This is a genomic window from Endozoicomonas gorgoniicola, assembly GCF_025562715.2.
GTDB classification, from domain to species: Bacteria; Pseudomonadota; Gammaproteobacteria; order Pseudomonadales; family Endozoicomonadaceae; genus Endozoicomonas_A; species Endozoicomonas_A gorgoniicola.
The window spans coordinates 5,245,557-5,264,608 of sequence record NZ_JAPFCC010000001.1; the positions used below are offsets into that span (position 1 = coordinate 5,245,557).

Annotated in this window: 23 protein-coding genes; 14 read left to right on the plus strand and 9 right to left on the minus strand. The window is 48.2% G+C overall.

Annotated elements, in window-relative coordinates; translation table 11 throughout:
* Nucleotides 1–13: 13 nt before the first annotated feature.
* From NX722_RS23520 to NX722_RS23560, 9 genes are all read right to left on the minus strand, one after another.
* The gene (locus tag NX722_RS23520; protein WP_262565288.1) at nt 14–493 is read right to left on the minus strand and encodes a hypothetical protein; all 480 of its coding nucleotides are present in this window, start codon (nt 491–493) and stop codon (nt 14–16) included.
* Entirely contained in the window at nt 490–1,071 is a 582-nt protein-coding gene (locus NX722_RS23525) for a transglycosylase SLT domain-containing protein (protein ID WP_262565289.1), read from the minus strand. The genes NX722_RS23520 and NX722_RS23525 overlap by 4 nt, the downstream gene beginning before the upstream one ends.
* Nucleotides 1,068–2,852: a hypothetical protein gene (locus NX722_RS23530; RefSeq protein WP_262565290.1), complete on the minus strand. Its 1,785-nt coding sequence runs from the start codon at nt 2,850–2,852 to the stop codon at nt 1,068–1,070. The genes NX722_RS23525 and NX722_RS23530 overlap by 4 nt, the downstream gene beginning before the upstream one ends.
* A complete protein-coding gene (locus NX722_RS23535) occupies nt 2,852–3,493 on the minus strand; it encodes a hypothetical protein (RefSeq protein WP_262565291.1) in 642 nt (213 codons plus the stop codon). The genes NX722_RS23530 and NX722_RS23535 overlap by 1 nt, the downstream gene beginning before the upstream one ends.
* Before the next feature lie 642 nt (nt 3,494–4,135).
* A complete protein-coding gene (locus tag NX722_RS23540) occupies nt 4,136–4,693 on the minus strand; it encodes a 3'-5' exonuclease (protein ID WP_262565292.1) in 558 nt (185 codons plus the stop codon).
* Nucleotides 4,686–4,904, minus strand: coding sequence for a hypothetical protein (locus NX722_RS23545; RefSeq protein ID WP_262565293.1), 219 nt, complete (start codon nt 4,902–4,904; stop codon nt 4,686–4,688). The genes NX722_RS23540 and NX722_RS23545 overlap by 8 nt, the downstream gene beginning before the upstream one ends.
* A gap of 28 nt (nt 4,905–4,932) precedes the next feature.
* Nucleotides 4,933–5,844, minus strand: a complete 912-nt coding sequence (locus NX722_RS23550; RefSeq protein WP_262565294.1) for a VanZ family protein — start codon at nt 5,842–5,844, stop codon at nt 4,933–4,935.
* Nucleotides 5,845–5,868: 24 nt separating this feature from the next.
* The gene (locus NX722_RS23555; protein WP_262565295.1) at nt 5,869–9,087 is read right to left on the minus strand and encodes a DUF927 domain-containing protein; all 3,219 of its coding nucleotides are present in this window, start codon (nt 9,085–9,087) and stop codon (nt 5,869–5,871) included.
* The gene (locus NX722_RS23560) at nt 9,084–9,320 is read right to left on the minus strand and encodes a hypothetical protein (protein WP_262565296.1); all 237 of its coding nucleotides are present in this window, start codon (nt 9,318–9,320) and stop codon (nt 9,084–9,086) included. Before NX722_RS23560 ends, NX722_RS23555 begins: the two co-directional genes overlap by 4 nt.
* Between NX722_RS23560 and NX722_RS23565 the strand changes: the two genes are divergently transcribed.
* From NX722_RS23565 to NX722_RS23630, 14 genes are all read left to right on the plus strand, one after another.
* Nucleotides 9,313–9,777, plus strand: a complete 465-nt coding sequence (locus NX722_RS23565) for a helix-turn-helix domain-containing protein (RefSeq protein ID WP_262565297.1) — start codon at nt 9,313–9,315, stop codon at nt 9,775–9,777. The two genes, NX722_RS23560 and NX722_RS23565, sit on opposite strands and share 8 nt — an antisense overlap.
* Before the next feature lie 182 nt (nt 9,778–9,959).
* Nucleotides 9,960–10,307 (plus strand): excisionase family DNA-binding protein, encoded by a 348-nt coding sequence (locus NX722_RS23570; protein ID WP_262568716.1) that lies wholly within the window; start codon nt 9,960–9,962, stop codon nt 10,305–10,307.
* Nucleotides 10,307–11,479: a tyrosine-type recombinase/integrase gene (locus tag NX722_RS23575; protein ID WP_262565298.1), complete on the plus strand. Its 1,173-nt coding sequence runs from the start codon at nt 10,307–10,309 to the stop codon at nt 11,477–11,479. Before NX722_RS23570 ends, NX722_RS23575 begins: the two co-directional genes overlap by 1 nt.
* A complete protein-coding gene (locus NX722_RS23580; protein WP_262565299.1) occupies nt 11,398–11,931 on the plus strand; it encodes a hypothetical protein in 534 nt (177 codons plus the stop codon). Before NX722_RS23575 ends, NX722_RS23580 begins: the two co-directional genes overlap by 82 nt.
* Before the next feature lie 17 nt (nt 11,932–11,948).
* Nucleotides 11,949–12,167 carry a hypothetical protein gene (locus NX722_RS23585; protein WP_262565300.1) on the plus strand — a complete coding sequence of 73 codons (219 nt, stop codon included), beginning with the start codon at nt 11,949–11,951 and terminating at the stop codon, nt 12,165–12,167.
* Nucleotides 12,164–12,370, plus strand: a complete 207-nt coding sequence (locus tag NX722_RS23590) for a hypothetical protein (protein ID WP_262565301.1) — start codon at nt 12,164–12,166, stop codon at nt 12,368–12,370. The genes NX722_RS23585 and NX722_RS23590 overlap by 4 nt, the downstream gene beginning before the upstream one ends.
* A gap of 12 nt (nt 12,371–12,382) precedes the next feature.
* Entirely contained in the window at nt 12,383–12,937 is a 555-nt protein-coding gene (locus NX722_RS23595) for a hypothetical protein (protein WP_262565302.1), read from the plus strand.
* Nucleotides 12,938–12,950: 13 nt separating this feature from the next.
* The gene (locus tag NX722_RS23600; protein ID WP_262565303.1) at nt 12,951–13,223 is read left to right on the plus strand and encodes a hypothetical protein; all 273 of its coding nucleotides are present in this window, start codon (nt 12,951–12,953) and stop codon (nt 13,221–13,223) included.
* Nucleotides 13,216–13,461 (plus strand): hypothetical protein, encoded by a 246-nt coding sequence (locus NX722_RS23605; protein ID WP_262565304.1) that lies wholly within the window; start codon nt 13,216–13,218, stop codon nt 13,459–13,461. Before NX722_RS23600 ends, NX722_RS23605 begins: the two co-directional genes overlap by 8 nt.
* A 3-nt stretch (nt 13,462–13,464) precedes the next feature.
* Nucleotides 13,465–13,743: a hypothetical protein gene (locus NX722_RS23610; protein WP_262565305.1), complete on the plus strand. Its 279-nt coding sequence runs from the start codon at nt 13,465–13,467 to the stop codon at nt 13,741–13,743.
* Entirely contained in the window at nt 13,733–14,134 is a 402-nt protein-coding gene (locus tag NX722_RS23615) for a hypothetical protein (protein ID WP_262565306.1), read from the plus strand. Before NX722_RS23610 ends, NX722_RS23615 begins: the two co-directional genes overlap by 11 nt.
* Nucleotide 14,135: 1 nt before the next feature.
* On the plus strand, nt 14,136–14,375 hold the full coding sequence (locus tag NX722_RS23620; RefSeq protein WP_262565307.1) for a hypothetical protein: 240 nt from the start codon (nt 14,136–14,138) through the stop codon (nt 14,373–14,375).
* A 181-nt stretch (nt 14,376–14,556) separates the two neighbouring features.
* Nucleotides 14,557–14,874 carry a Gp49 family protein gene (locus NX722_RS23625; RefSeq protein WP_262565308.1) on the plus strand — a complete coding sequence of 106 codons (318 nt, stop codon included), beginning with the start codon at nt 14,557–14,559 and terminating at the stop codon, nt 14,872–14,874.
* Between the two features lie 981 nt (nt 14,875–15,855).
* On the plus strand, nt 15,856–18,867 hold the full coding sequence (locus NX722_RS23630) for a hypothetical protein (RefSeq protein WP_262565309.1): 3,012 nt from the start codon (nt 15,856–15,858) through the stop codon (nt 18,865–18,867).
* Nucleotides 18,868–19,052: the final 185 nt, after the last annotated feature.

The following is a 19,052-nucleotide window of genomic DNA, read 5'->3' on the forward strand; positions in this document are numbered from 1 at the left end:
TGCCACTCCTTGCCTAATCTCTGCTAGTTTTTCCAAATAGTCGAACCAACAGCGGCTCCAGATTCTTTAAGGCTCGCTCTCCAAAAAGAAATGGGAGTACAAGAAGGTTGATGGCTATCATTGCTGTTTGTTGCTGTTGGGAAAGTTCCCAGGAGCTGAACCACATGACATCCAGATACATGGTTAAGTATCCCCACAGTGGGCGCTGACAACCGCGCAGGAAAATCACTAGCGGGCCCAACACTGGAATGGTTTTCAGGTCAGCTGCTGTTCCTTCTAAATCCCGTATCCGCTGGTTGAACTCTTGAAGTGCCTGAGTCTCGGCTTCCTGGGTCTGAAGTTCTTTTTTGTCCTGAAGCTGCTTCAGCGTAACCTGAAGTTTTGCCTGATCCTGTTCACTCATTGACGGAGGCAGATAGGCTTTTACCAGTCCGAAAACTTCCCCGGCAAGATCACCTGTCACAGCGTTAAGAGCTTTTGATAGCCAGCTCATACCACTGCCTCCTCGTTTTTTACCAGAGGCTGAGTAAAAAGTTCTGCGGCACCATTTCTGGCTACTGTGTCTACGTAGTGCTGATTGACTAGCTCACACTCTGAGCTGAATCGAACCGAACCGGCGTTGTAAGCCGCTGCCACACCTTTCCAGCCGTAGCGGTCATACCAGACTTTTTTCAGTGAGAGCAGGTGACGACAGCCATAAAAAATACCCTGTGCAGAACACAGCTCTGGAAACGGGCCGCTGAAACCATACTCTCTGGCCACCGCGCCCATTACTTGCATTGGTCCCCAGCTGGCTTGTTGACCAATCCACTCTGTGTTGCGGCTGGAGATGTTTCTCAGGTATGGGAAATCTTTGGGAGCCACTTCGTTGTTCTTTTCAGAGCTTTTCAAACTTCTGAAAGGTGCGTGCTGCTTAATGTTAAACAGATAGCGATAATGGGCTTCGGTACGGTAGGCATAGAGGCTACCGGCTGATTCAGTCTGAATGATTGCCAGAATCAGCTCCTCCGGAATTTCAAACAACGCTGAGTAGTTTTTGACTTCCTGCTTCAATAGGTCTTCCGTTTTCATCGTATGATCCTCATATTATTTTGCTTGTTTCGAATCCGGTTGAAGTGCTCCTGAAAGACGACTGGAGTACTCGGAGCCTCGTCTTTTTTTTCTGCCTGGTTGGTGGTATTCGGGGTGTGAATCATCAGGGTATGAAGCAGGGAGTCCGCGATATTGCCAGACTCAAAACCCCGCTTTTTCATATCCGATTTGGTTTCCGCTTTGATCCGTCGTGACTTGGCATCTTCGTGATAACCTGTTGCGGTCAGCTGAGATTTCAGCCTCGGGAATTGAATCAGGTGACAGCGGGGGTTAGATACCCAGCTGCGGCCTGCTTTGTGCCACATCTCATCACGGCGCAGGTAGTAGCGCTTTTTGTCGTGAGCCTGTTTACCAGAATTGAAATGGATGACAGTGACGTCTTTTTTGTTCTGGTAGTAACGGGACAGATACTCCATAGCTCCACGACCAACGCCGTTCGAATCGCCGATGATATAGCGAGCCCCCAGACGTTCCTGATACTCAATAGCCAGGTCAGCAGCTTTCAGGGTGATGTCTTTCGGCTTATCCGGTGGAAGCCATTCTTCACCATCCAGCATGTTGAAACCCTGACGTACAGCCAGAGAGTGCTTATCACTGAACAGACCAAAGTCGAGACCGATGATAATGGGGTCTTTCTGGCTGGCTTCATCTTTGGGTCTGGCCATGGCCTCATCCACCCAGTGCGTCTTGATACATTGAGTGAATGCTGAACGTGGCTTCATACCTTTAACACGAACCCGGAACACATCGTGATCGTCATCACCGTCACAATCTTCCAGAATTTCTTCCCAGTAGCTCGGACGAACAAAGCCACGAAGCGTCAGTTTGTGAACCCGTCCTGCGGTGTCCCGGTAAGGAATCTGATACATTTTTTCGCGGTTACTGTCACGACAATCCAGGTTGTGAATGGCGTAACGGTGTGTCTTCTGACAGTCTTCAGCGAACCAGCCATCAGGCCGGGTCGGGTTAGCCGGAGCGATAAGGCGAGCACCTTCTTCTGACAGAGCACCCTTCAACACTTCACGGATGGCGTCGGAAACACCTGACGCTTCATCAATCACCACCATGATTCCGCCTGAAGCACTTTCTTCCCGATCGTCACCAAAGATTGCGGCCAGCTGACCATCTGCGTCATCGTCGTCCATGGCGTGCGCCCCCTGAAGACCTTCCGGCTTTTCTTCCCGGGCTGTTCGGGCGACAGTGGCCCAGTCACTGAAGTCGCTGTCAATGTGTGCGATCCGGTCACGCTGAACTTCCCACTGGTCAGCGAGCATCGGCCAGGCTTTTTTCAGGCGACGGTACATCTTGCGGATTTCATCCCACAGGCGACCAGTCAGCTGAGTGGCTGTTGGTGCGGTACAAAGGTTGTAGGTGTATTTGATGGTGAGTTTATGCCACCAGGTTGCTATAGCGAGCACCCGGGTTTTACCCATGCCGTGGCCAGACGGAATCAAAACCTGACGCTTTGGTTTATTTGGATCAACACCATAAAACTGATACAGCTCAATCGGCGCGTCTGCCAAATCCAGAAGAATCGCCACCTGATAAGGAGCTAGTTTTACTCTCAGGGCTTCCACTGCGAAGCAAACCGGATCAACCCGCCACCGAACCAGCATCCACGACAGGCGCTGGAACGCTTTATCTTCTTCGGGTACAGAAGCCAGTAAACGCTCGGCTCCTTCAGGCCAGTACCACGCCATAGCCTCCTGTTCTGTCATGGGGCGACATTTGGAGTGGTGTTTTGGAGTGAATGCGCCCATCACCCGAACCTTCCTTCAGCATCAGGGCACGTTCCACCCTGACGGGATTCGGAATTTTCAAAATTTTTAGTGTCAGGGTAAATACAATCCACGGTATCGCCCAGGGGGGGGTGGGGGGTGTCGCTGCCGCTCTGGCCATCGTCCATCACCTGGTCATACTCCAGTGCCGGAACGTCGACCAGCAGACCTTGCTGAGGTGTGAAAAAGGTTCCATTTTGGGGGGCAACTAATCCGTTATCAGTAGCGCAGGCTTCATAAGTGTCTGAATCTTCGGCGGTTTCTGTTTCTGGCTGTGTCTCTTGTGGCATGTTTGCGCCATCGGGCAGGCTCGGAAGGGCTGAAAGTGCATCAGCAAGGGTGCCGGATCCTGAGCCTGGATTGCTCTCTTTGGCTCCGGTTGAGATAGCGGCCCAGAGTTTCACGACATCCTTTCCATCACCAGAGTTGATCATGTCAGATACGATCATTGCTCCAGTGCGAACCGCATCTTCCTCCAACTGGCCGGTCATATGCTCCGGGTACTTGGATCGACCAGCATGCGCCAGCCCTTCAGTTATCGCAATTTCCAGCAGTCGCCGGGTCTGGCTGATTCCGCCCTTTGGTCGTCCTGCTCCTGTTCTCGCTCCACCATGGCCTGCCATAACGTTGCCTTGATTCCCCTTGATTCCCCTTGATTACCCTGCGCGGGCAGCTCTCTACCTCGTTTTGATGATTTTACGGGGTTAGTTGATCTCATATCAACAGCGAGCATAGGCCGACCTCCACAGAGCCGCTGTAAAAGCCTGTCCCGTAAAAAATGCGATTTGTCCCGTCATTGTCCCGAAAGCTTTTCAAGTGTGCGCTATGGCTGTTCTATTAAAGAAATAGGTGTCTATCACCACTAAACACCTATAAATAAAGGCGGCCAGAACCCGAGCTGCTTACTAGCCAACAACGCCGCCACGATTTCCACGGTGGTCACGGTATCCGAGACCCTACGACGCGACTGACCATTTTTTCCAATCTGGCGGCCGGTTCGGTGTATAGGGTTGTATCTGGCTGAATAACAACGGGACAACCGGTAAAATCGTGGAAGCAGAGTAAAAAGCGATTATAAAACAGTATGTTGTGTCTTTGCCCCGATTGTTGAAAGGCCGAGGAATCGCCGTGACAACTTTGCCGGTATCGGGACAGGGTGTGGATTTGGGATAAACGAATTTGGTGTTAGAGGTGCTTTGTTTGAGTCTCAACCAGAAAAACCCCGCGTGTTAAGCGAGGTTTTTGAATGCTGGCGGATGGTTTGGTTATACAGGACTATCAGCCCCAGACTTCAACCGCTGATAAATCTCCGAAACATACCGGGCCTGATGCTTAGCATCATCAAGCGCATGATGACGAACACCTTCAAAGGGCATATCCCGTTTAGGGTCAAAATCCAGAATACTGCGACCCAGTTCCACCATGGTTCTGACATCCCTGTCATTCCAGAAATTCCAGGGTATTGCCATTCCACAAGTGTTTAATGCATTTCTGAGAATCACATTGTCGAAGCTGGAGCCATTCCCCCAGACTTTCAGGTGGCTTTGCCGAGCAAAACGGATGAATCGTGCGAGGGCTTTATCCAGGGTCGTTCCTTTTTCTTTGAAAATAGCTCTGGCCTCATTGCTCTGGCTCATCCACCAGGTAACCGTGGCAGGATCCATCGCCAGCCCTTTTTCAACTGCGCTATCCAACTGGATTGACTGATAGAAGCTGTGACCAACCTCCCCAGTATCCAGATCAAAAAAACAGGCACCAATCGCAATGATTGCCGCATTGCTACCATTACCCATGGTTTCAAGGTCTACCATCAAATTATCCATACTGTTCTTCTCTCCGTTTCACTGGATAAATGTTTACTGTCCCGTTCCACTTCGGTTCCTGGACCGGGAAGCAGTCAAGCCGAATAAATTCCGAACCATCTTCCCGTTCAAATACCCGGCCAACAGTTAGCCTTCGGGTTCGGGTTTGCCCCTGTCTGTCCTGATAACTGTCCAGTGTTGCCACCAGATTTTTAGTGTGTTTCGCTGCCACGTTTGCTCCTGTTTCACACTTCGTTTGGTTATTGTGGGTTGATGTACTCATAGCCCCGGCCCTTGCCCAGACTACGAATAATTCCTTCCTGCTCTAGCTGGTCATACAATGCTTTTACTTTCGGGTAACGCCAGCCTGTTTCCTTCATAACGTTTCGGAGACTGGGTGGTTTGTTACCGTAAAGCTGAGACTTGATCGCTGAATGAATTACTATGTAGTTACTGGCTTCTTTGCCCGCTGCTTCATTGTTCTGTTGCGCTGGTGTTTCCGGTGTTTCTGCTTCAGGTGTTGCGTTGCGCTGTTGCGGGCGAAACAGTGTTAACGCAACACTTCCAGCCGTTGCGCACACATCCATAAGAAAAGACATCAGCCACCAGGCTATGGCTCTTGCTCTATCGCTGGTTATGCCGGTCAGTGCTGCGAAGGCGATAAAAGGTGAACTGCTTGCGACTGTTTCTGTTACTGCTGTGTCACGGGTGTTGCTCTCCTGAATTGACACCACTTCCTTCAGAGTCTCGACACCACGGCCACGGTAAACCTTGCTTTCAATATCCTGTTGCGCTGCGAGGATGGCTAAATCAGAAATACGGTCTTTGCGCTCTTTGTTCTTCTGTTGCGCCAACACTGTTTCACTGCTAGCTACCCGCTTCTGATAGGAGTACTCAAGAAAAGCGACACTGGCTCCATTGCTGACCAGAAAGAGCAGGAATCCAATGACCAGAAACAGCCAGCCGGAACAGTTTCGTTTTCTCAGCAACAGGAACCCCAGAGGGATGAAGCCAAACTGACACAACTGAAGCGCGCCGCCGGTAATCGCCGCTGGCCATTCCATCCAGCCTTCCGGAGCCATAGCAGAAACCAGTAAGGCCGTCAGAGCGATAGAGGCACCCATTAAAATCAAAACGGGAATCAGTGTTAGTGTTGCCAGAGTCTTATTCATTATTCTGTCCTCCGTGCTCAGGGTTTACAGATACTTGGCTGCTTCTCGATAAGCTGCCTGTTCTTCTGCGTTAGGATCAGGTGTGTTATCCACGTCACCCAGGAAAGAAATATTTACCCAGTAAACTGACGGTCTGGACTTCTCCCCCTTGGCAGTGCAGAGCTTGTATGTCAGCCGGTCTTTTTCGTGCTTCAGCTTTCCCTGCTTCTTGATCTCTTTCAGGATGGTGTTCTTGTCGAAGTCTCCGGCCAAGTGGTTCATTGCTTTGGGGAGAACCATCACATAGTCCTCGTTACGCCAGCCCAAACGATTCTGAACCATCACTTCATGATTGACGTTCTGGAAGAACGCCATGTTGGAAAGAAGCTCACTGCGGAAATGTGCCAGGGCCCGATCAGTTTCGCTGCGTTCTTCACCCAGCTCTTTCAGCCAGAGGTTGCGGATATGAGCCAGAGCCAGAAAGATATCTTTCAGTTCCCAGCTGAGAATTTCAGCGCCCTTCAGGTTCTCAAGCTGGATATTGCTGGCGTACATTCCCGCCACACCCACAATGGCTAAGCGTCGAATCACCCTCATGCCATCATTGGGCAGGTCGTTGATACCTTCACAGAGTTTCTGCTCCAGATCTCGAACCCGCTCTTTCAGTTCACCTATCAACTGAAGAGATCCCTTTTCTTTCATCAGGGCTATCAGATAGCTGACAAAGGTGGGGCCAGCAGAACCGAAATAGCTGCCACAAGCATCCTTGATATCATCAACAAACACCTTCGGGTTCTGCTTGTGATAGTCGAGAAAAACACCGGAGCCATTGCCGTCCGGTTGGTCACAGGGGATATCCGGCAGGCGATGACGCTGACCACCTTTCTCAGCCTGTCCCACCTGCTGGAGAATCTGCCCGATGGTCTTTTCACCATTGGAAAGGAATAGAACCCGCCAGGTGTTTTGCTTCTTCAGACCACCTTCAATCTGTGAACGGGCTTTCGGTTGACCCCCTGACAACATATAAATGATGTTCCCCAGTTCAGCGGGGTCCACTTGGGAGATCTCGTCCAGACAAAGCACTATGTCGTTGTGCATCTGAGCGGTAGCTTCCAGAGCGTTGCCGGTAGAGTGCCATTTCCTGATAGAAGTATGTTCAGCGCCTTCCTGTGGGTCAGTGCCATCACCCCAGACGCTAGCCGCCATCTGAATTAACGTGGTTTTACCACCGGAGGTAGTGCCATAGAAATGAAAGCCTGCGCTCTCACCCCGCCCCAACTTCACCAGAGGCCCAGCCAGTGCACACATAATGGCAAACATGGGAATCGGATTACCCAGAGCAGGATCAGCGATATGTTTCTGCCATTCCGTCAAAGTTCCCTTGGGACTAAGACACTTGGCATCACTGGCCATCGAGGTCTGAAAAATAATCTCCTGATCGGTGTTCCCGATAATGTGTTCGGGCATTACGAACACATGCTCCCGGTCCTTCTCGAACCAACCCAGCTTGGTTGCTGCCAAACTGAACTTCTGGTTCTGGCTGGCCATAAAGTCGAAGTAACGACAGAGCCACTTCTCTTTACCGGCCACCAGGGCCGCGCCCTGATTACGTAATTCCATGCCCAGCTTCCCGCCCGACTCAGAAAGCCGTGACATAGGAAAGGCCAGGCTCTTGATGTTCCAGCGGAAGTCAAAGAACTTCACCACCATGCCCCATTCATGGAAAGCATCAGTGGTCAGGCTATCTACCCATATTGGTTTGGTGGCTATAAAGGTACCGGGCTCTCCCGCGCGGTTAGCCATTTGAAGGCCATCGTTAGACAGAAACCACTGACTACCAGTATCAGGCCAGGGCTGACCGGTCTCCTCATAAATCTCAAGCTCATCTTTATCGGTTTTATTCCAGGGAGTGCCTTCAATAGGATCAAAGCCGGTCAACTCCACATCCACAGAACGGTTGTTAGCTTTTGTCGGAGTCTTTCTGGGAGTTTCATTGATCTCTGCTTCCGGTGGAGCATCAGCGAAGGCGGCACCGGGATCATAAGTATCTTCCCGTTTCGGTCTTGCCCAGGCTCCTAATCCTGCAGGGGATTTGGTTATCTCTCCGGAAGGCAGAGCGCAACCACCTTTCGGACAGTTGCCAAAACCATCACTACAGACCACCTTACAGGTTCTGGGTCCACTGGTTCTGGCTGTGGCGATCTTGTTACCGGTTTCAAGGGCGGAATAAGAACCATGATAACGACTGGCCTCATGGAGCCGGTCTTCATCATCAAACCGGGCACCATTAGAGATCATGGAATACCAGAGCGGTTCTGAAACTTCTGGCTGAACCACGGGGTCGGACGCCCAGTTCATAAATTTACAACGGGCAAACACCTGTTCCAGTTCTTCTTTTGTTCCCAGCTTTTCATCACCGGTTCGGGCTGACCTTGTGTAAACATCCTCTTTCTTTTCCAGAGTGATGCTGTCTGGATCCTCGTTTATAAACTCGTCCACCATGCCAGCGGGAACACGGCCATTAGCGAGAATGGTGCAGATATAATCAATCGGTTCCTGGATGGTGTCACCGGACTGAGGGTCTACCCATGCACTTTTTCCCTGAGTGTATTCCCGCTGACCAAACATCGGTAAGCCAATCAGATTTCCAAAGCCTTTACCGGATCGGAACGGTTGAGAAGGGAAAAAACGATCAAAAGTACTGAAGTCTTCGTCATCACGAATCGCTCCAGCGTCTTCCATCAAATAGCGGCCAATGCCACGGACTTTTACCGCCGGTACAAAGTCGTCAAAGAAGATCCAGACATGATAGCCAGTGCCTGATTTACTGCGCTCAATATGTGCGCTAAAGCCATTGGCTTCACAAATCTCCCAGAAATTCCTGACCTCGTTCCAGACCATTGCCGGGTCAAGGGTTCCGGAATGATCGTCAAAATCAGTAGCGAGAAGCTTCACCTGATCGTTATCATCCAGCGGGTAAACACCCAAGCGCTTCTTACCTTGAAGGTGACTGTGAAGGCTCTCTTCATCCAGCTTTCTTAACAGGTAGCGCTGACCATTTTTACGAGTCTCTTTCTCACCTTCCTGAAGTTGGTAATCATTGGCCAGCCTGCGTCCACGCCACGGCGACCAGCCCTTTATTCGTTCACCGTCATCATTGGTAAAGTCGTAGTGAGCGGGAGCAACATCACGCCGTCCACCAATCAGTTCCAGTATCTGCCCGGCCAGTGCCAGGTATTCATCCTGAGTGCGAGGCCAGCTCATTGCTTATCCCTGATTTCGATAGTTGGTTCATAAATGGAGTTGTAATCCATAGGGATGCTGTATTGCCCATACAGATCAATAATTCGATCAGCTGTCAGCTTGTTGGGAAATTGCTCGCCTTTCTTCCATCGGTTGATCGAACTACGATCACAACCTAGATGTCTCGTAATGTCGGAGTAAGGAATACTCTTCTGACGTAAATAAAACTGAAATTTGGTGATAAATATGGCCATGGCTCACTCATCTAACGTCTATCATGTAGATATGAAAAACACGATTACCCGCACTATCGATATCGATAATGGTGGAGTAGCTGCTGTTTATACTTTTCCGAGTCTTGGGGAAAATGGTGTGAAGAAATCCACAAGTTTTGAAATCCCTATGCCGATTTACGCTGACAACCTCAAGAAGCGACGAACCGAAGCGGGTTTGTCCTACAGAAAACTGGCGGAGAAGTGCCGGCCAGCTATTGATCACACCACGATTGCGCGGGTTGAAAAAGGACTTGGCTTTACGAATGACACGCTGGAGCGGCTTGCGGTTGCGCTCAACTGTCAGGTAGAGGACTTCTTCCTGCCTCCGGAACTCGACGGGTGGTATACCCTCTCCAGTGAGACCAAAGAGCGGCTGGGCAGTATTATTCAGGACGCCATCACTGCTGAAAAATTCCGGAACGCTGGCTCTCTTTAAGTCCTCTCTTTTCTCTTCCGTGTAGCCCATTTCCACTTCCCCTTCCTGAAAGCACCAATCGGTGCTTTTATTTTTTTTGTTATGTAGATTTGAAATCAACAACCGTTATGAGCTAATCTAAGCACAGTGTTGATTTGAAATCAACGTGAGCGAGAGAGAAGAAGGAGAGGGAATTGGAACTGATGGAATTTTCTGATGACCCAAATCTCACCGTCACTGATATCTGTCAGCGCCTGAGCTTTGGAAAGAGCTTTATTTATCAGGCTATCGCCGACGGCAGGCTGGAGCATTACTGCCTGGGAAGAGGCCGGAGAAAGAAAAGCGGAATCCGGATCAGTGAGCGGCAGTTGCAGAAATTTAAACGTGAAAACCTGGGGAGTGGAACATGGCAAGGGCAGCAAAACCCTGGTGTAGGGATCCAAAGACGGGACGATTTAAGTACGACTACAAAAACACTCGGTGGGGTATCCGCCGCACTCGGCGCACTTTTGACACCGACGCAGAAGCCGAGGCGTTCCACGAAGCACTGATGGCCAATGCCTTTAGGGTAGCCCGTGGAGAAAAAATCATTCGTCCCTTTGGTGAAGCACTGGCGGAATATCTGGAAGTGGTCAGCCCTGGAAAGCTCAGCCACGCCGACAACCTGAGCAACGCCGCCGCCCTGCGCTGGCCGTTTCATTACCGCAATCAGTTCTACCTGCTGGAAGAACTGCCTATGGATGATTCTGAATACGGAATTGTGGTGGGGCTGGAGCGTTACATCAACGACCTGAAGAAGGTAGAAAAACGGTCACGCCTGAACAAGGAACTCTATCACCTGCGTCGTGAAGGTAAAGAGCTGGTCTGGTATCACCAGCCAAACCCCAGAAGCACTGCCCGACCCATGCCGCGACAGCGGGTGACTAATGAGCGCCTGCTGAAACGCCTTGATGACACCAAAGGGCGCGGGCCTTTCAGTCAAGACACATTGCGCCTTCGCCAGGGGCTGGTTTCTACGGTACTGGGTTGCGCCCATACCAAGTGGCGCTGGACTGACAAAAACCTTAAAGAGCTGATCGACAAGATCGAGGCCGGTGAAGGCCGGACAGCTTACCTGAATCGTGAACAGTTCATGAAACTTCGGGAAGTCTGTCAGGAAGAAGGCGGGGAAATGCTGACGTTTCTGTTGCTCGGTGCTGCGTGGATTGGCTGGCGTCGATCCAATCTGATCGGCCTAACCTGGGAGCGGGTGGTCTGGTCTCAGACTGAAATGACTGAAGACGGCCCAATTAAAAGCCCTGGCTTTCTCTTTATTCGCAGAACCAAGGGCCAGCGGTTCGATCCCTTTGACCGCTCCCAGAGAAAGAATCGAACCAAGAACGGTAAAGAGCTGATCACAGTGATGTCTGACCGGGTTGAAAACCTGCTTCGCCAGTTAGAGCAGCGCCGTCACCCAGAGTCAGAACTGGTTTTTCACAAAGGGGATGGGAAGGAGTGGGGTGACTTTCGCAAACGTTGGTCACGTTTGAAGAAACTTGCAGGGATTGATCCGGGTTTCCGTTGGCATGATCTCCGTCATACCTGGGCCAGTGAACAGCTGAACAGTGGTGTTGAGAAACATTTAATCATGGAGCAGCAAGGATGGAAGGACATAAGAATGGTGGATCGCTATGGCCATCTGGAATTGGAGAGTCGTTTCGCTGGGATCAACAAGGTCAAGTAAAGCCGGTTCTGACCAAAGCCGTTGAACTACCCAAGAAGAAGTTAAGGCCAGAAACGGTGGTCTGGGGAGAACGAACCCTGATCAGAGTTCCTGATCAATTCAGGGCACTGGCCGGAGAGTGGGTTTCACCGGTTATCTGGCGTCACCTTAATGAACCAGTAAAAGAAGAAGTTGTGCGGCTTGTTGGATTTGTTGAAGGCGACAGTGAACAAGTACCGGTTAGCTGGTTAAGACCAGTAACCAGTAAACCACTGCAGGGATGGTTATCACACGACTTTAAGCCAGTGATAAAAACTGCGTTTTTTACCGAGTACCAGTGCCACCAGTGCAAAGCTCGTTTTCAGACTGGCGGCCCCGGAGCGGTGAACTATCAGGATTGGGATCTCAACCGCCAGTGCAAACCAATACCTGAGCGTAACCGCCTGACTACAGCCCTTGCGAGAACCAGATAAAGATAAAGGTGAAGGCGATGGAGGAAAAAAAGAAAAAACCCTGCCAGTTCGCAGAAGAAATCCAGCAACGGGTAAGCAGAGGTGACAGCCATCGGGAAATAGCCAAAGCCCTTGACCTGAATCCAGACAGTACCCGGATTTATATTGCCCGAAAGAAGTTGCGGCCAGTCAAGCAACAAAAAAACAACAGGAAACTGTCGTCCATAGAACTACTCCTGAGGAGTAGCTGGACATGATCTGTGAAAAACAGTGCAGCTTGAATTTCAGTCAGGCACTCAAAAAGAAACCATCAGAAAAGAAGAAGGTGATTTCTCTCTCAGCTGAGTCTGAAGACCAGGAAGTACTCCTATCCAGAGGCCGAAGCTTCTGGATAGGCTGGCTGAAGGTGAAGTATGGGATGGATCATTACCAGAATCACATTAAACAGTTAGATCAATAAAGGGGAAAGATCATGGGTATTGAATTTAAAAATAAAACCTTTGTGGATGGAAATAAAAAAGAAGAGCGGATGGTTCTGAATGGTACCGATCTTGGTTATTTAGTTACCCATTCTGATCTTGAAGGTGGTTACCGTTTCAAGTATCTCGCAGTATTTGAAGTCGTGCTAAATAATTCAAGCCGGATCAGGCTGGCCCACGGTTTCGGAGGTACAAAGGAAGAAGCTATTTCCAATGCGTTCACACAATCTATTGAAGACAGCGAACTCTATATATCGAAATTGAAAAGTCTGAAAAATGAAATAGAAGAAGTGGTAACGGAAACTAAAAAAGTTAAACGACCAGAACTCACAGGACTATGCCCTAAATGTAACAGTGATGTTGTGTTACACACGCCAGTGAATGATGCTCCCGGAATCGTTTCAGATGGTTCTGATGCTACCTGTGAGAACCCTGATTGTAATGCTCTTGGTATTTTCTGTGGTTCTCCGAGTGATGGGATCGGGGTGAACTGGGAATTTTATGATGACAATTCAGAAGATATTAAAGAAGAAGAGATTCCTTATTAGAGGTCATTACAATATGGATATTCCTGTTTTTGTCAGTAAGAAAGATCTTGAGCTGATTCATATAAAGAAACTGGCTCATTACTTTCGCATAAACAGATTGTCCGATGCCGATGCCGAACAATTAGCCGCCGATCTGGAAGCAGTGAACAGATTAAAGGATCGGAGGCTGATCAGCGCAGGTGAGTTGGTGAATTGCCAAAAAAGAATTTACCGACATTACCAGCAACTGGTTCGGGAGTATGGGCACCAGGTCAGAACCCAGTGTGGAAATACTAACAATGGATAATATGATCATAACCACAAATCTGAAAATGCAGTCCGAGATTAGCCAGCTTGAAAAGACTGTTCAGAAAGAGCGGGCGGCAAAAGAGAAGTGCCGTCGGGAAATTCGTGATCTGAAGAAACAGTTAAAAAAAAGAGATCGTTTTGAAAGAGCGATTCAGAACTTTTTTTCCTCTGTTAAAAATCATGGTGGTGTCAGGATGACTGACCTGACCAGTTTGAAGCGTGTTATAAAAGGCTAAAAAATGTCTGAACTATTTTATAGATTCAACCCGTTTACAACGAGGTTCGACACCCTCAAGTATCAGGAGGCCGACTGGGCTACGGATGATGATTTTCCCGGTGAAGAACAACTTTGCATGTTGATCACAGGGTATGAGCTTCCAGACGGGAAATGGGTATCAGTTCATTACTATGAAACAAAAGAGCGCGCCATTCTGGCAGCCCAGGACGAAATCAAAGAACACATTAAAAAGCTAGAGTCGTTTTTGTTGGAAGAAGAGGATAAAAACAATGGACATTGAATACGCCAAAAGAATATTGGTTCACTATTTCAAACTCGCTGGTGTTGCTGACAGTTACGATAATATTTCTGAAATAGAGTGTGCTGTAGATGCGATCTATCAAGCTGCGGTACGAGAAGCCAAGAGCCAGATAAGAATCGGTGACAAGCTGGAAGAAGGGCAGGAAGAAAAAATGTTAATTAAAGGGACTATCTGTAAGAACTGTGGGAATAAGGAAGGAATGGGAAACGAGTGTCAATTAGAGACAACCAGGAAAGGTAACTTTTATATTCATTGTCCAGATTGTGGTGTTGAATCTGGTGTGCATGATACGACTCAAAAAGCAGCTGATGACTTCTTTCAAAAGCCACATAACCCTGTGGTGATAACTCCAAAATACGAGACTGAATAAAATGGGAATGAAAATAATGGGACAAGATAAATATAAACATATAGTTGTTAGCTTTGCTTTAACGCTATTTTGTTATTGGGTATTTGGTGTAATTGCTGGTTCAGCTTTACTGGCATTCTTAATTGGTGTTGCCAAAGAAGTATATGATTATAACGATTATGGTGTGTTTGATCATTGGGATATATTAGCTAATACCTTTGGTATTGCATCTGCTGTGTCTCTTTTGTATTTAACTGTATAGCTCCCTTCGGGAGCTTTTTGACTCAGGAGTACGAGATGACTATGAGTTCGAATGCGAAGAACTGACAAAGATCATTGAGTACACCTAACCCCGTTTTCAGGGGCGTGCCGTAGGCACGTCCTTTGGAAAACATTGTTAGGTGTTTTTCACCTGACTTAATTAAAACCAAAAGGTAAAAGTAATGAACGAACAAACTATTGAAAAAGAAATTCAAGACAAAGGCTTAAACGCACCTCGCCTGACTCCTGAACTTATCGACGCTGCCATTGCAAAAACTCAGTTCCATGTCTTTGAAGATTCATGCCTGACAGTTTGTTGCCTGACGTTGCAGAATGGTTTTACTGTTACTGGCGAAAGTGCTTGCGCCAGTCCCGAAAACTTCAATGCTGAGATCGGTCAGAAAATTGCTAAAGAGAATGCCAGAAAGAAGATATGGATGCTGGAAGGCTATTTGCTGAAGCAGCGTATTAATGAGGGAAAATACACAGAACCAGCGTAGACACCTAACCCGTATTAGAAGGACTGGTTCTGGATAATGAAAAATCACGGGATTATCCAGAACCGTCCGCATAATACTCAAAAAACAACTCAAGGGTGTGAACTATGAATTATAAGAAAGTTGTGTGGGTCGAAATGACACCGGACTTTTCACTCATTGGGTAGGCAAGACCTACTGATAAACAGTCAGTTTTTTAAGAGCAAAATGGCTGGGAATTCCCCGGCCATTTTGCTTTTTAAGAGACAGGGAATGGTGTGGTTACTCCCACAGTGCTCGCAGTGAAAACGGGGTAAATTAGTGCCATAATGCGACACGAATGAGGCACAAGAAGTTAGAAATAGCGGAAAAACAGGACAAGTAAGGAAACATAACCCACTGTTATTAAAGGATTTTATTAAGACCCATCGAGCTTGTAATCAGTGGGTCCCGAGTTCGACTCTTGGTGCCGGCACCATATAAGACGAAGCCCGTAGCGTTAGTAAGCGCTACGGGCTTTTTCATTTCTGGAATTCACTATAGGTAACACTATAGGTTTTTATCCAGCATCAAAAATACTCTATTCCTTACTCACAACTTCTTTCTGTTTTGATCTTTTTGCTGGCAATGAGTTCATTGAAGAACTTCCAAGAGCTGCTAATTACAGACCCTCACCTAATTCTCACCAAGTTCCCTGGCCGTTTCTACAGCCAATTTTACTGCAGATTCCTTTAATTCAGCCGTATAAATTGTTGCCTTCTGTTCTGACATTTGGGCACTCCTGCATTGGGACTCATATTATCCGTGTTTGTGTGTCCGGAGAACGATAACCACTTCACTAAATCCATGAAAAACAGCTACAAGACAATTAAAAAGGAAGCAAAGTCTGTCCTATTGTCGCAGAGTTTAAAGTTGGTACTATGGTACAATTAAGCCAAATCGATAGCTGCTTGCCGGATTTGGCAAGCTAGTCCCGACCATAGCAGTATAAAAAGTAGTCAGTTAATGGAATTTGAGAAAGTATCGTCCTCGCCACTGGCGAAGGTCATTAAGGAAGTTGTAACCGACAAACGGAAAACCGGCGACGGTTTCTTTTACCTGTTGCAATGCCAGACAGGAATCGGCAAAACGTACGAGTCGACTTCCTTCATCATTGAAGAAATGCTCGCCGGTATTCGAGGGGAGCAAGGACCAGAGCCTAAGCCGATAATCTTTATCACCGATACGATAGACAACGTATTCCAGGCTTATAAAGACTTGGAAAAGCGAATCGAGTCGTTACCGGGAACCATAGCAACGGCGGAAGAAGTTGCCGCTATGCTTGACCAGATTCTATACATTCCAAGTAATGCGGATCAGCTCAAAAAGGCAGAGTCTGATCTGGTCGACTCTGTTGTCACGCTCGTCGACGATGATAGAAAGAGCGTTTCTGTCCCCTGGAACAAATACAATTCGTTTCGTTCGTCCATTCCGGAGGAGGAAGGGGCCGGAGCCGTACTTATTGATGAACTTAGCCGACGAGGTTCTGCAGCATATCGAGCAATCGTTGCAGGCATAAAGCGCCACATAAAAAGGACGGGTTCCGTTCCTGCTGGATATAAAAGCCAGTTTGAGACCATCATTCCGGCAATGAGATTTTCGTCTGGTGAGGTTCGCGTTCTGTTTATGACGACCGCTAAGTATCTGACAAAAGTCGAATCGGTTCCTCGAGCGATTAACCTTCCACGCGACTACCCACATCAAATTCTTTTTATCGACGAGGTAGACAAGCAGAACGGCGTTATCATTAATCACTTAGCCAAGAATCGAGCCTCTGGCCTGATAAAAGCTATACGAACCTGTTACCAGGGATTCCAGCTGCACTCCATAGAGGACAGTCGGAGATATGGTGGGGTTCTCGACATTCTGAGCGAAAACATCCAGACCATTTCCGATGTTTGGAACAAATACCGGTTCGGTACATCGTTCGATCTCGACTCCAGCATGACAACCGACCAGAGCTTATCAATGTTCATGGCGTTTGGTTACGCGCAAGGGGTGTCGATCTCAAGGGAGAAAGGAACCAAGACTGTTGCAAAGTTCAACGCCACACTAAATAAGTCAGTTATTTGCAACAGCAACGAGAAAGAGAACAACTTCGTAGACCTGATAAGAGATGCGAGTTTCGCATACCGTCAGATATTAAAGAGCATAAAAAACGCAGTTTTCCGAATAACGAAAAACTCGGAAGCGATCGATCTGGAAACGGGGACTAGAACAGCAACAATCGATGCTAGTGTTTCCTCGATCGTTTCTCAGTATCATCTGTCAGCAATACAGGAGGACATATCGAACGAAATCGGAAACATTTCTCCGACCTCATTTGCTGATTCCGACAGATGGACGCTGTTAAACCGGAATTACCATCTATCCGGGTTCACGTTTAACCAGATCAGCCGCGAAGGGCAGTCGATTGATACCGTCGAATTCTATCGCTATGCACTGAATATGACGCCGACAGGCATGGTTGCCTCAATGGTTAACAATGGAATGGAGGTTATCGGGATTTCAGCGACTGCTGGCGTTGAAACCGTTCTACATAACTTCGATATTCGCTCTCTGAAAAGGCTTATCGGTCCAAAGCTCGCGACGCATTCTCCTGAGCAGGCTCATAGAGTTTACGAATATTATTGTTCGAAACGTGATTACGAGGGAAATAAGGTTGGCATTAATGTCGAGTTTTTCGGAGTTCAACGCCATCGGTTAACCAAGATAATCGAGGAGACGTTTGGTTCGGAAACCGCCGCAATTCATCTAAGTAAGGTATATGGCGATGATGCTGGACATAGGGGGGACTCTCTCAGTCAACTAATGTTAGCGGTTGAGGCTTTCATTAAATCGCCAGATAGTCGCTACATGCTGGCTCTGTCCTCTCGCGTTGTCGGTAAACAGGAAGACGAGCTCGAATTTATTAGACGGATTTTTGCGCAACTGGCTGGGGGCTACGGTGTAGAGTTACACGTCGAGTCAGTGGATGCTAAAAGGCTCCGAGGCGGAGCTTATGACACTGTCAGGAGCAAACTGTCTGAAGGAGCTGGAAAGGTTCTTGTCCTGTCCTCTTATCCATCAATGGGGGCGGGCAAAAACCCCGATTATGAGTCGAATCCAGACATTGAGCCGATTCCTGTTATATGTGTCGGGGACGAGCTTGAAGCCGCAGGAAAAGTGAGAGTCGATATAGATTCTATTTACCTCGATAAACCGACGAATCTGTTTGTCGGTATGTTTCAGGAAAACGGGGTTCCGGACCCATCTGTTACGAAAATCCTCGCATTGAATGCAATTATGTTGTTGCAGGTTTCCAACGAAATCGACGCGAATCAATCCAGAAAACTAGCCAGCAGAATACTGTCAACGAAGGACTTGAAAGTCGAACTCGACCGGATCCGGAATAGCTGTTACTACAAAACGAGCGACTATTTCCTCGCAGCCCTTAAATATATCGAGCAGGCTGTCGGGCGTATGTCGAGAACGGCTTTTAAGCGGAGCCAGATAAACATATTCGCAGACAGTCAACTCGAAGGGGTGCTTTGCCACGAAACCAGATCGCCGGACTTATTCACACATGAATATAACGCACTGGTTCAAGCTGGAAAGGCTCAGGGACGGTCTGCTATCGCTGACAGTGACAACCTGAGAAATGAGGCGATTAATAACAACCTGTTTGCTCGCAAAAACCTGGAGGAAACGTACAGAGTAATCCTTTCAAAAGGACGACTTGAGGCATTCATCAAGTTTTCCCTGTTGAATGACCTGATTGAGGAAATGATAAAAGTCAGGGACAAAAGACAGTTCGGGCAGGTTCCGGAGCTGATCAGATCAGCCCTTAATGATCCAAGAGCCGAAGGTATTCCAGAGTTGGAGGAGTCGCTAGAAATAGCTCGTTCCGGTAGCTTTTCCGATTCACTGGTCGAGGTTCTTACTCCTGTTGTCGAACCTAAACGTTCATGGCCGGTAACTGGCCACCCCGAAGCATGAAAATATTGAAGCCTTCATCCAGACTTGGAGTGGGCGGCAAGGCCTGATCATGGTCGACAAATTTTTCAGAGGCTTTTGACCCTGAACCTAAACTGACCTGGACGGATCGCTCGTACCCCTAATCGTTTCCCGCCTTACGACGTTGAACGGATAGTAAAAAGACCTCTGCTGATCCTCGGCTTATG

Coding starts and splice junctions, on each gene's coding strand:
- NX722_RS23520 (WP_262565288.1), bottom strand. CDS start 493: ATGAGCTGGCTATCAAAAGCTCTTAACGCTGTGACAGGTGATCTTGCC.
- NX722_RS23525 (WP_262565289.1), bottom strand. CDS start 1,071: ATGAAAACGGAAGACCTATTGAAGCAGGAAGTCAAAAACTACTCAGCG.
- NX722_RS23530 (WP_262565290.1), bottom strand. CDS start 2,852: ATGGGCGCATTCACTCCAAAACACCACTCCAAATGTCGCCCCATGACA.
- NX722_RS23535 (WP_262565291.1), bottom strand. CDS start 3,493: ATGGCAGGCCATGGTGGAGCGAGAACAGGAGCAGGACGACCAAAGGGC.
- NX722_RS23540 (WP_262565292.1), bottom strand. CDS start 4,693: ATGGATAATTTGATGGTAGACCTTGAAACCATGGGTAATGGTAGCAAT.
- NX722_RS23550 (WP_262565294.1), bottom strand. CDS start 5,844: ATGAATAAGACTCTGGCAACACTAACACTGATTCCCGTTTTGATTTTA.
- NX722_RS23555 (WP_262565295.1), bottom strand. CDS start 9,087: ATGAGCTGGCCTCGCACTCAGGATGAATACCTGGCACTGGCCGGGCAG.
- NX722_RS23565 (WP_262565297.1), top strand. CDS start 9,313: ATGGCCATGGCTCACTCATCTAACGTCTATCATGTAGATATGAAAAAC.
- NX722_RS23560 (WP_262565296.1), bottom strand. CDS start 9,320: ATGGCCATATTTATCACCAAATTTCAGTTTTATTTACGTCAGAAGAGT.
- NX722_RS23570 (WP_262568716.1), top strand. CDS start 9,960: ATGGAATTTTCTGATGACCCAAATCTCACCGTCACTGATATCTGTCAG.
- NX722_RS23575 (WP_262565298.1), top strand. CDS start 10,307: ATGGCCAATGCCTTTAGGGTAGCCCGTGGAGAAAAAATCATTCGTCCC.
- NX722_RS23580 (WP_262565299.1), top strand. CDS start 11,398: ATGGAAGGACATAAGAATGGTGGATCGCTATGGCCATCTGGAATTGGA.
- NX722_RS23585 (WP_262565300.1), top strand. CDS start 11,949: ATGGAGGAAAAAAAGAAAAAACCCTGCCAGTTCGCAGAAGAAATCCAG.
- NX722_RS23590 (WP_262565301.1), top strand. CDS start 12,164: ATGATCTGTGAAAAACAGTGCAGCTTGAATTTCAGTCAGGCACTCAAA.
- NX722_RS23595 (WP_262565302.1), top strand. CDS start 12,383: ATGGGTATTGAATTTAAAAATAAAACCTTTGTGGATGGAAATAAAAAA.
- NX722_RS23600 (WP_262565303.1), top strand. CDS start 12,951: ATGGATATTCCTGTTTTTGTCAGTAAGAAAGATCTTGAGCTGATTCAT.
- NX722_RS23605 (WP_262565304.1), top strand. CDS start 13,216: ATGGATAATATGATCATAACCACAAATCTGAAAATGCAGTCCGAGATT.
- NX722_RS23610 (WP_262565305.1), top strand. CDS start 13,465: ATGTCTGAACTATTTTATAGATTCAACCCGTTTACAACGAGGTTCGAC.
- NX722_RS23615 (WP_262565306.1), top strand. CDS start 13,733: ATGGACATTGAATACGCCAAAAGAATATTGGTTCACTATTTCAAACTC.
- NX722_RS23620 (WP_262565307.1), top strand. CDS start 14,136: ATGGGAATGAAAATAATGGGACAAGATAAATATAAACATATAGTTGTT.
- NX722_RS23625 (WP_262565308.1), top strand. CDS start 14,557: ATGAACGAACAAACTATTGAAAAAGAAATTCAAGACAAAGGCTTAAAC.
- NX722_RS23630 (WP_262565309.1), top strand. CDS start 15,856: ATGGAATTTGAGAAAGTATCGTCCTCGCCACTGGCGAAGGTCATTAAG.